Origin of the sequence: Roseibium sp., from assembly GCF_025698965.1 — a bacterium.
Lineage (GTDB): Bacteria > Pseudomonadota > Alphaproteobacteria > Rhizobiales > Stappiaceae > Roseibium.
In genome coordinates, this window is record NZ_JAILWL010000004.1 from 1 (window position 1) to 13,047 (window position 13,047).

At 48.6% G+C, this 13,047-nt stretch carries 9 protein-coding genes; 5 read left to right on the forward strand and 4 right to left on the reverse strand.

The features are described 5' to 3' along the window. From K5905_RS00695 to K5905_RS00710, 4 genes are all read right to left on the reverse strand, one after another. On the reverse strand, positions 1 to 1,065 hold a 1,065-nt coding region (locus K5905_RS00695; RefSeq protein ID WP_297578979.1), incomplete at its 3' end, for a GNAT family N-acetyltransferase. 34 nt (positions 1,066 to 1,099) lie between these two features. Then, positions 1,100 to 2,071, reverse strand: coding sequence for a cellulase family glycosylhydrolase (locus tag K5905_RS00700; protein ID WP_297578982.1), 972 nt, complete (start codon positions 2,069 to 2,071; stop codon positions 1,100 to 1,102). Between the two features lie 200 nt (positions 2,072 to 2,271). Continuing rightward, the gene (locus K5905_RS00705; RefSeq protein ID WP_297578984.1) at positions 2,272 to 3,108 is read right to left on the reverse strand and encodes a WecB/TagA/CpsF family glycosyltransferase; all 837 of its coding nucleotides are present in this window, start codon (positions 3,106 to 3,108) and stop codon (positions 2,272 to 2,274) included. Between the two features lie 105 nt (positions 3,109 to 3,213). Continuing rightward, entirely contained in the window at positions 3,214 to 5,355 is a 2,142-nt protein-coding gene (locus K5905_RS00710) for a GumC family protein (protein ID WP_297578986.1), read from the reverse strand. Between the two features lie 180 nt (positions 5,356 to 5,535). On the opposite strand from K5905_RS00710, the gene K5905_RS00715 reads away from it, so the two are divergent. The 5 genes from K5905_RS00715 (at position 5,536) to K5905_RS00735 (ending at position 12,441) form a co-directional block, all read left to right on the forward strand. Continuing rightward, on the forward strand, positions 5,536 to 7,050 hold the full coding sequence (locus K5905_RS00715; RefSeq protein ID WP_297578989.1) for a hypothetical protein: 1,515 nt from the start codon (positions 5,536 to 5,538) through the stop codon (positions 7,048 to 7,050). A gap of 12 nt (positions 7,051 to 7,062) precedes the next feature. Beyond that, positions 7,063 to 8,403, forward strand: coding sequence for a lipopolysaccharide biosynthesis protein (locus K5905_RS00720; RefSeq protein WP_297578992.1), 1,341 nt, complete (start codon positions 7,063 to 7,065; stop codon positions 8,401 to 8,403). Then, positions 8,400 to 9,542 (forward strand): glycosyltransferase family 4 protein, encoded by a 1,143-nt coding sequence (locus tag K5905_RS00725; protein WP_297578994.1) that lies wholly within the window; start codon positions 8,400 to 8,402, stop codon positions 9,540 to 9,542. Before K5905_RS00720 ends, K5905_RS00725 begins: the two co-directional genes overlap by 4 nt. Continuing rightward, positions 9,539 to 11,053 (forward strand): hypothetical protein, encoded by a 1,515-nt coding sequence (locus K5905_RS00730; protein ID WP_297578997.1) that lies wholly within the window; start codon positions 9,539 to 9,541, stop codon positions 11,051 to 11,053. The genes K5905_RS00725 and K5905_RS00730 overlap by 4 nt, the downstream gene beginning before the upstream one ends. A gap of 959 nt (positions 11,054 to 12,012) precedes the next feature. Continuing rightward, complete coding sequence (locus tag K5905_RS00735) at positions 12,013 to 12,441, forward strand: MucR family transcriptional regulator (protein WP_297579066.1); 429 nt, start codon at positions 12,013 to 12,015, stop codon at positions 12,439 to 12,441. The last annotated feature ends 606 nt before the right edge of the window (positions 12,442 to 13,047 follow it).

The following is a 13,047-nucleotide window of genomic DNA, read 5'->3' on the forward strand; positions in this document are numbered from 1 at the left end:
AGCAAATGCTGCTTGTCCACGCAACCCATTGATAACCGAGACATTGTGCAATGCGACCTTTTCAGCACCAAAAGTTCGCTTGTACGGTTCATCCCCGATAGTGAAGTCAAAAATCTGTGTACCCCGTGCCGTTTCCTGCCGGATCAGTTCTGTCAACCCAAGTAGACCTAGCGAATATCTCTGATGATGCTCGGCCCCGGAAAAGGCACCAAGCAGCAGCAAGAAACGACCATTGCACCTAAGCCCAAAATCTATTGACATTATCTGATCATTCCAAAGGCCGACAAAGGTAACTGCATCTCCCTTCTCCGCTCCCAGTTCAGCCATCTTGAGATAGAAATCGAAATACTCCGGTTTTGACAACAAATCATTCTCAAATCGGGCAGAGCGCAATTCTCGCATTGCCTTGAAGGCATGATGTATCTCCTTGGCATTAGACAAAGAAACGTATTCAAGCTTTCCAACCTCTTTTCCAAACGCGTTCCGCTTGCGTCGCAGCCCACTACGGGAATTCTTGGAGACACAGGTTTTTAGCCAATTCTCATAACCTTCTCCAATATTCACGTCATAGGCGCTGTTTATATTGAGAGACCGGGAAACTTCTGCGAACAAACGCCCTACATCAAAGACATCCTGCCGTTGCTTTCGAAACAACAGTAAATCAAAGGGCTGGAGAGCTTCAATAAGTTGCTCCTTGAAACCCGGTGTCTCGGCAAGCCTTGTCAGGCTCTCATTCGACCCAATAATAGCGTTGTAGTCGGCCACACCGAGGTCTGCCGGCTGCAGAATGTGAAAGCCGTAATACCTCTCCCTGACAAGTGGAATCACGACGTCCGGGTGACATGAGTCGCCTATATAAATTTTTAGAACTAGAGGCTGGGCTCCGAGAGAAGGAACCAGTTTGCTATAGAACAAATCCAGCCATTGCGGCGACTGGAAAGCAGTGATGCGAGAATGATCACACAACAAATGAAACGCTTTGGAAGTAAAGTCGTGTGTTTCGTCACTCTCAAGCCGAAATTGAACTTGTGATTCTGTCGGCATGACTTTGGCGTCGCGGTTCATCAATCCTGTTACCTCCTGGAAGATCAGGAAGATTTTAGCGAGGTCTTCTTATCAACTCGTTTACCGCTGCAGCATCGAGGTCGCGCGTTTGTGGGTCCACAATTCCAAATCCATCGGAAAAATCCCAATGCGCCCAACCAAGGCAGTTTTCCTCTGCCATTTGTGCAACGGATCCAAGCCAGCGAAGTCGGTCGCGCCGCGGTGAATGATAAGTCAAAACGCCGAACTCATTCACGATGACAGGAACCCCATGTGTCAATGACCAATGGTGCACCTTTTCAAATGCGTTCCGAACGTCATGCTCAGTCCAAGGTTCTTCGAAAATTCGTCGCACTTCCTCGGCTGCCTCTACCTTCCAGTTCGCCTCGAGACGAGCAATAAGTTCTTTGACTTGCAAATCATCTGCGCGGGCAGGGAACGGTATACCCGATGCAGAACGAACGGGATCACTCTGATCGAGCCATTCAGCTCCCTGGTGGGTAAATATGAACGGGTCATAGTAGTGGATTGCGTAGACCAAATTCGGATCTCTCAAAGGTTCGAAACCCGCCAGGCTTTCGTGTCGCATGGGACCGTGTGGTCCAACCACAAACGAATGATCTGGAAGTTGTTGCCTGAGCGAACTCACGAGCGCCGTTGCATGGCTTTGCCAAGTCCGCGCGTCAGTGTCGGGCTCATTCAGAAGCTCTATGAGCACGCTGTCAGGAGACGTTTCAGATAATAAAGACGAGAGATGGGACCAGATCGCAGCAAGGCGATTGTACCCAGCCTGAGGGACGGCCCGATAGAGACTGTTAAATTCGTCGTCTGGATGCAAGTCGACTGTGACTATATATCCGATCTCGGTAAGCTTCTTCAATTCTGCCAGAAGTTCTTCGGCATAGACAATTGCGTCCGGAGAATAGAATTGCCCGTAAGTAAAGTCCGGATGAAAAACTGGAAGTCGAATATGTGTAAACCCTCTCCTGAACAAATCGTTCAGGACACTCAAAGATGGGCGATCCACGGTTTTCGGGGCATCCCAGTTGGGTAAATTGATGCCGCGTGTTACCCGATGTAGAAGTTCGACATTCGTGAAATGTGGATAGGATCTGCTCGAAAAACAGCTTTCTGATAGCGGTTCGTTCGCCTTCACTGCACCGTGCACAGCAATAAACAAAACGACGATAATTGCGCAGAACAGCTTGAAAAATTGCGGTTTCAAAGTTAACCGGTCCACATTTTGAAGATCGCTTTATGATTGGTTTGAAGATACCGAATACCCAACCGACGAGGCTCCAGCAGCGTTCTGTAAAACCACTCCAGTCCGGCAGATTGCATCCAATCTGGAGCTCTCGAACGCTTCAATGAAAGAAAATCAAACAAGCCACCCGACGTTTTGACAACACCTACGTTGGTGAGCTTGTTCAAGTTGCGGGAAACAAATTTCTGTTCTCGTGGTACGCCCATACCCACCCAAACAATGTCTGGTTTGGCCGCATTGATTTCCTCAACAATCTTCTCTTCTTCTTGCATGTTAAAGTACCCGTTCCGACGCCCAGTGACGATCAGGTTCGGATACTTTTCGACTGACTTTTCGACCGCAAGTTTATTTGAAGTTTCGTCCCCTCCGAGAAAATAGAAGGAAACTCCGGCGCGTTCGGCCCGTTTAGCGACATCATGAAACAAATCAGTTGTTGCGACCCGCTCGATCGATGGCAATTCATGCTTGATTTTTGAAAATAGAACCATTGGCATGCCGTCCGCCAATATCTGATCGGCACATAGGAATTCCTTTCGGATTTCAGCATCTTCATCACACAGAACGATGACCTGTCCGTTGGCAGATGTCGAATAGAATGGGGGCATTTCGAAGTGCCGTGCCAACAGTGCGTGGCTGATAAATGCCTCGGCTACAGTATTCCGGTCAGACCATGTGACCGGAAGACCTCCTAGAGGTAAAGTTGGTCCGGATTTAGACAAGATAGCAATCAGCTTCCGCTCAAGCACACTCGAGAAATCGGGGCTGAAGATGTTACTCTTGTACTTTCTTTGAGGCTCCATGTTATTCTCTATTTTCTGCTTCTAATTTCTTAGATTATTCGCAGAATCGAATTAACATGCAGCAAAAATACTTGGTTTAAATCCTCTAAATTAGATTTGTAAAATCTAAACTAATATCAGGCGAAACCTGTCTGGAAAGAATTTACCAGCATCGTGCACGAGTTTGGTGACACTTTTGCTCTTCGACATATGAGCGTAGTCAATCAGAACGAGGTAATCTGAGATCTTTGCAATCTGCTCCAATCCTTTTTCACAGGCCAATGCGGGCGCATCGACAATCAGACAAGAGCGTTGCCCGGTCGGACTAAGACCGAAATCGCCAACCGCCTTCCAAATCGACATTTGGTCTTCAAATTCATTTTTCGCAAATTCGATCGGATTAATAATGGAAATCGGCAACTCTTCAAACTTTGATAAACGATCTTCCTTTCGCGGATCTTCCTTCGAATAATTCTCGTCTGCGTCCAACAACAAGGCTGGGACTGAACGCAATCCGGAAATCATAGCTAGACCGAGCGCAATATCGAATTTCTCAGGGCACGTACGCGGTGAGCCAATAACAACTGTAGCCCCCGGTCGCAGGACGGTTTTGAGGTCTTGTCGCATTGGGCCGGCTAAAATGCTTCGAGCGATACACGCCGGGTCTTTCGACCATGTTTCATTCTTGTGTGAATTGCCGAGCGAAATAGGCAACCGTTTGCTCTCCGCAGAGGGCACTGTTCGCTCAACGTCCTGGTTTCCAACGGCTCTTTGGGACTGCTTTTTGGAAGGGGTAGGGGCTTCCTGCTTTGGCTCAGAAGCGCTTTTCTTGTCTGACTCGTCATTCATTGTTTTTGCTTTGTTTGTTGAAACGCCATTTCTCCTATCCCGTCGCCCGGATAAATTCATTTCGCGCAGCACTGCATATAATACCGCGAATGTGCCAGACAGCAGGAAGAACACGATCACAGCCACTACGAGACTGGGACGGGTGGTATAAAGGGGTGGGCTTGCCGCTGAAGCGATCTGAACTTGTTCCACTTCAATTCCACTCTGTTCTTCCGTGCTTTTGAACCTGATCAAGAATTCCTCATAAAGCCTGCGGTTCGCGTCGGCCTCACGTTGGAGACTACCCAACTGAACCATCGCACGGTCCGTTTTCGAGGCCTCCTTCTTGAGCGTTTGCAGATCCTCTTCCAGAGCTTTTTGAGCTGCGACTGCACTCTCCAGCTGCTCCTTGCGTATTGCCAGGAGACGACCTCTTTCATCGACGATTTGGCGCTCAATGCCGGACAGTTTGCTTCGCTCCGCCGTTACACGCGGATGCCGAGGGCCATAGATACGATCGAACTCTGAGAGGTTTTGCAGAGCCTGCCCTCTTTGCCGGCGCAATTCCGTAAACTGAGCGGCATCCGACTGCTCTGCTGCTTCCCCCGTTCCAAATCCGTTTTGAAATTGCTCATAACGTGCCCGCGCAGCTTCTGCTGCCCCATTGGCTGCAGCGATCTGTTGGTTGAGTTCAATCAACTCGCGTTGCAATAGTGTACTGTCTCTGGTGACATCGAATATCCCGCGCTCCGCTTTGAAGTTCGCCACGGCATCTTCTGAAGACACCAAATTGTTCTGCAGAGCCTGAAGCCGCTCCTGCAAAGACGCGGCTGCAAACTCATTTGCTGACACATGGGACTGTGTCTGCTTGTCTACGAATGCCCGCGCAACAGCGTTTGCATAATACGCAGACTTGTCGGGATCGTTCGAGGTAAACGAGATTTCGACGATGAACGTCGCCCCGACGCGGGTGACCCACAGTTTTTTCTTGAATGCCTCGAGTAATTTCCTGCGATCTTCTTCGTCTGCAGAAACCGCCTCCGCAAACATTGGATCACTTCTCACCTCCAACTTCTTCAACACCGGCTCAAGAAATCCGTCGGACCTAACTATTTGTACAACGCTTTCCAAGATGGCAGCGTCGGTCCCTATACCGGGCAGGACGTTTTCAGTCAGCGTGACCTTTCGTTCTCTTGGGTCGACCAGAACAAGAGCCGTTGAGCGATAAGGAAATGGATATAGCGAGAACAGAATAAAGAAGATCGCGGTCAGAACGATCGTAACCACACTGATCCTAACGAAGTTGCGACGAGCAAACCCGATGATCTGGGCGAGATCAATCATTCCATGGTCGAACGGCCCGCGAACATGATTGTTGTTAGGTGGAAAGATTTCAGGGGCCGCCTGGCCCGTCCATGTCCCGCCGACATCGGAGGTCATGTTCACAGACCTTTGTCCCTTCGAAACACACTCAAGTGGTTTTCATTTCTTGGCCCGAATTTCTGAGTCGAGCGTTTCAACTTTCAGGATTAGGACAAATTCAATAACTGGCGGTTAAAATTGACAATAGCGCAGCGGGAGCAAGTTCCGCCCGTATAAGTTGCCGAGTATCATTGTTACATGAGTGTGATCGAAAGAAATGATGAAGAGATCCCTCGCCGACTGTTTCAGCGCTGGAATCAAGATACACTAGAAGCGCTTGGTTCACTGCTGGCTGGCATTCTTGTCATCAGCGTCCCTGTTGTCGGCCACTTGTTGTCACCAATCTTTGCAATACCCGTCGCCGTATTACTCGCCGGACTGGTCGCAAATTATGCGCCCCGCACAGCTGTGATCAGTATTTTTGTTGCCCTACTCTTTCAGAACTTTTTCGTTTCACTTGTATCGGAGGGATTGAGTGGACCGGAGGAGTTCAAAATCATCCGAGGTTACAATTTCTTTGTTCTCTTCACGATTTGGCTCGTAAATACCGTCGGCTACATCACCCGGCTAAGAGGGTTGCACAAGTCGATCGACAAGCTCATGAACGCGACATTTCTGAGCATGGGGATCATATTCTTCTATTTCGCAATAGGCTTAGCTCAAAACCCGACACCCGCTGTGATCTACTTGAGGAACATCATGTCACCTTTGATGGTCTTTCAAGTGACGCTCCTTGTGTTCTGGCGCTGTGACTTCAGGCTTTCCGCTGCATTGTTTTTGATAACTCTAATTTTTATTCTCTTTGGATACTTGGAGCTTCTCTACCGGCAAGAGTGGCTGAATTTGACGGGTAGCAAAACCTACTGGGACCTTGAGACACAAAAGGAAAGATTGCTCCTTGCGTGGGACAAAGAGGCCCGAGAGACTGGATTTGTCGTGACGAAGTTCCTCGATACGATCACGGTCGACTTCTTTAATACACCGCTTCTGGGCGGACTGAATGTCAGGGTGGCCCGGCTAATGGGCCCCAATATGCATGCAATCAGCTATTCCTATGCTGTCGCGTTCTTGATAATTTTTGCCCTTTTTCGGGGCGCTCCGTTGAGCGCGCTACTTCTTTTCCCCCTTTTGGTTTTTGCAAGTGCCAAAGGGGCCCTAATAATGTTGATCTTAGTATGCGTGGCCTGGGGTACTTTTAAGCTTCTAGGGGCTCGCATGAGCTTCTACCTATTATGTTTGTTGCTCATACTCTACGCAATTTCCGGCATACTTGTCGGTCTGAGCATTGGTGATTTTCACGTGCTTGGCTTCATGGGAGGGGTACATAATTTTCTTCAGTTCCCATTGGGGCATGGCATCGGTGTTGGTGGAAATCTAACAACAGACTTCTCTAAACTTAATTGGCCGGAATATCAGGCTCTGGGTCGGACACCGGTTGCAATCGAAAGCGCTGTCGGGGTTTTGCTATTCCAAATGGGGCCCGGAACATTCGTTGTTCTCGGGCTCTATGCCTGGGTCGCCTGGCAAACAATACGTGTTGGTTCATTCACCGGAACTTCGCTGCATGTGGCTGCAGGATTTACCCTGTTAACCGTTCTTGTGAACGGAATTTTTCAGGAAGAAGCACTATTTTCCCCGCTCGCGCTCGGACTGCTCATCTCGCTCAACGGAATGATCCTGGGGCAAGCAATCAGGAGAGGTTTCACGATATAAATGAGGGGGGCATTGCTCAAACTATTCACCATTACGCTTCAACCAGAAGTTCGTGGAGTGATAGGATCGATGACTGTGAAGGTTGCATCGATTTCATCTTCATTCCTCCTGTTTACATTCGCCGCAAGGGTTATGGGAGAAGAGCATTTCGGCCATTTTGCTGTGTTTTTCAGCGCTGCTTCGATGCTAGCAGTCGTCGCTGCATTTGGCCAGGAGATGCTGATCATCCGGCTTTGGAGTAAGTACATAGCCGAAAACCGATTGGACCTCGCCAAAGGCAGCATTGTTTTTGGACTTATTGTTTCAGCAATTGGCGGCGTTATTGGCGCCAGCGTAATAGCTCTCTATTTCGGAAACACGGATTCGGTAAGTGCAGCAGTGTCGGCCGGAGCCTATGTCGCTGCTGCCATCCTGCTCCTGTTCTTATCGAGTCTCGCGAGAACAGTCGTAAGCATTCTCGCCGGCGACGGACAACGAGAGTTGACAGCGCTCTTTTTTGCCAATCTTGCTTTGATCGCCTGTTACTTCCTAGAACTCGAGCTCTCGATGATCTGGGTCATTAATCTACTAACGATTGGCAAACTTACGGCCGTTTCAGTGCAAGTGTATTGCCTGCTTCGCGTGATCAGGCAGTCCTATCCAAAACTGTTTCAAACACAACACCAATTTGATGCAGCGGCCTGGCTACCTTCGTCTTGTCGCCTTTGGATCGCAAGTGCGCTCGAGACTTCCAACCAATATCTTGATGTCATTCTCATTGGTTTATTGCTGGATCCGATAGCCGCGGGGGCATACTTCGTAGCCACGCGATTGGCAAACGGATTCGCATCGATCGCGGATGCGTTCAATATGTTTGCGATGCGGCACTTTCCCGAACTCTACTTCCGGCGCGATAGCGTTGGCATGGCGAGGCTTCTTACAACACTTGCCGTACTAACAGCCTTCGCAGTAGCTGGAGGCCTGGCAGTGATTGTCGTCGCAGGCCATTGGATCTTGCTTTTGTTTGGCGAAGAATATGTCGCTTACTACCACGTCCTGCTGGTCCTGTGTATTGGCACAGCTGCTATGGCTGCTTCGGGCCCGGCGGCACCAGTTCTCATGGTTACCGGGTCGGAAAGCCCTTACTTACGAATTGTTGCGCTTAGCGTTGCCTTAAGGATCACAGGATTTGTGGTCTTGATTCCCGTCTTCGAAATCTTGGGAGCCGCTGTTGCAACCGCCTTTTCACTCATCGTTATGGCAGTACTCATAGGCAACAAATCCCAAGCGATGACCGGGATGAATGTCACTGCGACACGTATCTTCTTTCCAGGATCAGTTGCTGCCACTTCTACGAAAGAAACACAAACATGAGTGGACGACGTGTACTTTTTATCCAGACACAAGCCGAAAACGCGGGAGCGCAAGAAGTCTCACGCCTCATTGGGGATCAGCTTACCAAACGCGGGTATGACGTCCAACATCTGTTTTTCTACCGAAAGTCTGATGATTTTTTCGCGCCCCCCAACACAACGATTCTGTGTGAAATCAGGCCCGCAGGACTTCTGGCGTTTTTCGCTCTTTTGATGGCACTATTCAAGTTTATCCGAAAAAACCAACCAACGTGTGTGTTCTGCTTTCAGCACTTTGGAAACGTCCTGGGAGCTCCAATTGCGCGACTTGCAGGCTGCAGAAACATAGTTGCAAATCAGGTGACCGCCGTAAACCTGATCAATCCAGCAGTCGCTTTCATGGACAAAGTTTTTGGTTCATTTGGTGTTTACGATCATGTTACAGCCAATTCGAAGGCACTTTATGATGACTACGCAACCTTTCCCTCTCGTTACGTTAAAAAACTTTTTCTGGTCCCTCAGGGTTTCGAGGACAAAACTCAATTACTGGAAAAAACGACCGCTCGACGTCAGTTGGATTTACCACCGACAGTATCACTGATTGGATGTACTGCGCGCCTAAATCCTGCCAAACAACTTGACAAAGTCATCGCTCTGCTGCCTTCAAAACCAGACTGGCATTTCACTATTGCGGGTCAAGGCCCGGATTATGGTCGGCTCATCGAAATTGCGGAAACCCTGAACGTCAGATCCCGAGTTCATTTCGTCGGAGAACTTGCTCCGGACAAAGTAGGATTATTCCTGGCAGGCCTAGATGTTTTTGTCTTTCCCTCCGCCGCTGAGAGTTTTGGACTGGCAGCTATAGAAGCTGCGCAAGCAGGAGTGCCAGTCGTCTCAAACACGTTGCCGGTTCTGCGAGAAGTCCTGCGGACCAAAGAAGGTGCCTGTGCGGCGTTTGTGGACGTTACGGACCAAAACGCATTCTCCCGCCAAGTCGAAGAAACTCTTTGCAATCGTCCCTTTGCCAGCCTGCTCTCAAAGAGAGGGAGACAATTGAAAGAAAAATACTCACTTGAGACGATGGTCGACACCTATGAAGCTTTCATTTTGAAGCATGACCAACATCCTTCGACAAACTCTGAATTGCCGACGCTACAATGATAGTAGACATCATCATCGAAAAAGACAGATGCCGTCATTGGCTGTTTTATCTTGAAGGGTCCTTGAAACGCTCCTCATCATTGAATGTTCGCTTTGTTTTCGTGAGGCCGCTTCCTCCACTTCCCAAACCTGTTTCATATCTGTTGTCTTTTGAACGAAAAACGTTGCGTCATCGCGCCAATTGCGGCTCCGATCCAATCGATGTCAATTGTTTTAAAACGCGCGATGAGGATACAGAAGACGCTGATTGGACGATCGACTTTACTGTCGGTGGAGTTACAAGCGCAAAAGGCAGGACTTTGCGCGTCCTCTACAATGGAGCACCTGGTGAAGATGCACTGTGCTCAACATTGTTAAACTCTGGCACTCCCTTGATTGAAGTCATCGACCAAGGCGAAGAGCGTGTAATCGCGCAAGGGACCGCTTCACTCGAAGCTGCAGAAGGCCTGGGGGGGGCGATGGAAGCCGTGTATTCACGGGTCTGCGCTCTCATCAACCGGATTTTAAACGGCATCTATGATGACTATCCACCTTCTGTTCCGTGTAATTACTCGCCAATCACAACCAAAAAAGTCGCGAAACGGGCGCTACGTCAAAGCGCCCGAACTGCAATTCAAAGCCTTTACAAAGCTAGTTGTTATACCTCTCATTGGCGTGTGGGTTGGAGGTTTTGTAAAGACGGTGTCGCCGACAGACAGGACCTGAAGGGAGAGGAATGGAAAGTCCTACCCAGTCCACATGATCATTTTTATGCAGACCCTTTTCCTTTCGAAAAAGACGGCAAATACTATGTGTTTTTCGAAGATCTCAATCATGCGACGCAAAAAGGGGTCATCTCCGTCGTGGAAGTCACCAGGGAAGGGCAAACATCCGCTCCCCGTACGGTTTTGGAAGAAGACTGGCATTTGTCATACCCATTTGTTTTTGAAATGGGTGATGGCATATGGATGATCCCAGAAAGTTCAACCAACCGTGAAATCGCGCTTTATCGAGCAATCGAGTTTCCGAATCACTGGGAACGCCATTGTACCCTGCTCGCGGATATCGAAGCAGCGGATGCAACACTGATTGACCACGATGGACGTTTGTGGATGTTCACCGTCGTCCGGGATGGTGTGGGCGGCTACTCCGACATGTTGAATATCTATCATGCCGACAATTTGGTCGGTCCATGGATACCTCACCAATGCAACCCGGTTTTAGTGGATGATCGAACAGCTCGTCCCGGCGGGCGAATGTTTCACAAAAACGGCACCTTGTGGCGACCATTTCAAAATTGCCGTGGCGGATATGGGACTGGGCTCGGTCTTGCAACAATCGACGAATTATCGCCGTCTAGTTTTCGTCAATCAATTCAAACGGTTTTGTTTCCAAATTCTCATTGGCCAGGACGAAAATTTCATACTTTGAATAGAACAGGCCCGCTTGAAGTCATTGACGGTTGTATCTACCACCCCAAATCAGAAACCTTGGCTCAAATAGCAAGAAAGTTTTATCGGCCAGGTGCCTGACACGGAAAATTCCGGAATTAGGTAGCAAAGTCAACAAATTGGCCTAATCAACTCCATCTGCGTTTCATTCAATTCACTTGAAACGCTCAAAAAAAATCTCCTGAACATCAGTCGTTCAAGGATATGAAATTCAGCGCTGTGAGTCTGGTGGTAGTTGTTACCCAAATAAGGAATGGTCAGAGCAAGAGCAGTACTCTGACTTCAATCTCAGATGACGTGGGTCCTCAAATTTCTATCATCGATGTTCTCAGATACCGAAGTCCCACGTTTCTAAATTGAAGGCAAAAAAACAACTCTTCTCAAGTCGGGTCGTTCAGCAGAGATTGCTAAAGCATCCTGAAAATCATAAGTTAAAAGTTTCTCACGGTGTAATTCACTACATCTATGCAATGTTAGAGATGAGTGAGCCCGGCCAAGATAATCGCTGGCTCACAATAACTTGGCCGGGCAAATGCGGCACCTCACTGAAGTCAGGAAACAGATCGGTTCTGAGGCAAAGGGGTCGTCCGATCTGAAGTCCCCTCCGAAACATGGGACACCACATACTGAAACTATTGACAAGTCGACAGCCCCGTCAAATAAAAATTTCGCGCGACAACTATATAAACTATTGTTAAAATTTAACTTTTTCTTGCTTTCCGCGTTTTGTTATCTCACCATGAACTTTAAGAAGATGGCAGCAGGTCGCGCAAACAGTTCGTGGACTTCCTCCTTTGCCGAACGCAGCAAACCCATGACCGGACATTGCTGTTTATCATGTGTACCTGACTGACACGCCCGGCAAGATTGAGACCGTTAATGGCATCTGTGTCGGAGCTAAACGACAAAAGAAAAGCAGGTATTTGCCTGCCTCCAATTGAATATTTTAAACGATCAAGACAGAAACTGAATTTACGTGATTTACTCTTCGAGTTTTATGTGTAGGTTTTAGCGGTCTTGTCTCCGAGGACCATTTGATGATGGCAGAAGAAAACATTCCAGACCTGAATTTTATCGATCTCACCGCAGATATCGTTTCTGCATATGTCGGTAACAACACCGTTGCGACCGCAGATTTGCCGAAGCTCATTGACGATATCCATGAAGCTTTGCAAAAGACTGCAATGGCCACGAACGCGTCCGAGCCCGAACCGCCGAAACCCGCCGTGCCTGTCAAAAAATCAGTGACACCGGATTTCGTCATCTGTTTGGAAGACGGAAAAAAGTTCAAATCTCTTAAGCGCCACTTACGCACCCACTACAATATGTCTCCAGAAGACTATCGCGAAAAGTGGGGGCTCGATTCCGACTACCCAATGGTTGCCCCTAACTACGCGGCCGCACGCTCTGAACTTGCCAAAAAGATGGGTCTAGGTCAGCAGAGAAAACAGAAAAAATCTAAAAAATAACCCTGTTCGCGTTGTGCTTTTCGAGCGTTTGAACCACGGTGCTGTCTATTAGAGACAGCATCGACAACAATGCGGTTTCCAGGATCTTCAACCCCACGTTCAGCTAATCAAGTCTTCGTGCATCTTTTGAGCGGAAACCGCCGGTTTTCAGCCGTGTCTGGACTTTGCGTTTCCACATCGGTCGGTGCCGAGATCTCCAGCAGCGCGGTAGAGCAACTTTATTTCGTCAGCCCAGTCAACGAAAATCCTTTTTGAGCACTCAATACCTTATTTTGAACAACCCGGTGTCCCAGCTGATATAGAAGTCAACCATGTGTTCGAGATCGATGAAGAACGCATCAATATATATGTTGCTGCCTGAATATCAGCTACCGAAGCAAGGCCACAATTGCTTGCTCTTTGCCAAACCACAGGGCCTAATTTTCCACCAGATACGTTATGCCTATCCAACACCCAGCCAAGAGAGATCTTCTCCTGACTGGGCTAGGGTTGACGTGGGGGATTTTTGTTTCGGTTTCAGGCCGCTTCAATGTCGCGCGATGATCGCAACGGCCGTCAAGCTGCCCCGAAACACAAAGACTCCACTAACTGCTTCCATTGGCTTTG

Excerpts from the sequence above, each read along its gene's own strand:
- K5905_RS00710 (WP_297578986.1), bottom strand. The coding sequence starts at position 5,355 with ATGACCTCCGATGTCGGCGGGACATGGACGGGCCAGGCGGCCCCTGAA.
- K5905_RS00705 (WP_297578984.1), bottom strand. The coding sequence starts at position 3,108 with ATGGAGCCTCAAAGAAAGTACAAGAGTAACATCTTCAGCCCCGATTTC.
- K5905_RS00735 (WP_297579066.1), top strand. The coding sequence starts at position 12,013 with ATGGCAGAAGAAAACATTCCAGACCTGAATTTTATCGATCTCACCGCA.
- K5905_RS00730 (WP_297578997.1), top strand. The coding sequence starts at position 9,539 with ATGATAGTAGACATCATCATCGAAAAAGACAGATGCCGTCATTGGCTG.
- K5905_RS00725 (WP_297578994.1), top strand. The coding sequence starts at position 8,400 with ATGAGTGGACGACGTGTACTTTTTATCCAGACACAAGCCGAAAACGCG.
- K5905_RS00715 (WP_297578989.1), top strand. The coding sequence starts at position 5,536 with ATGAGTGTGATCGAAAGAAATGATGAAGAGATCCCTCGCCGACTGTTT.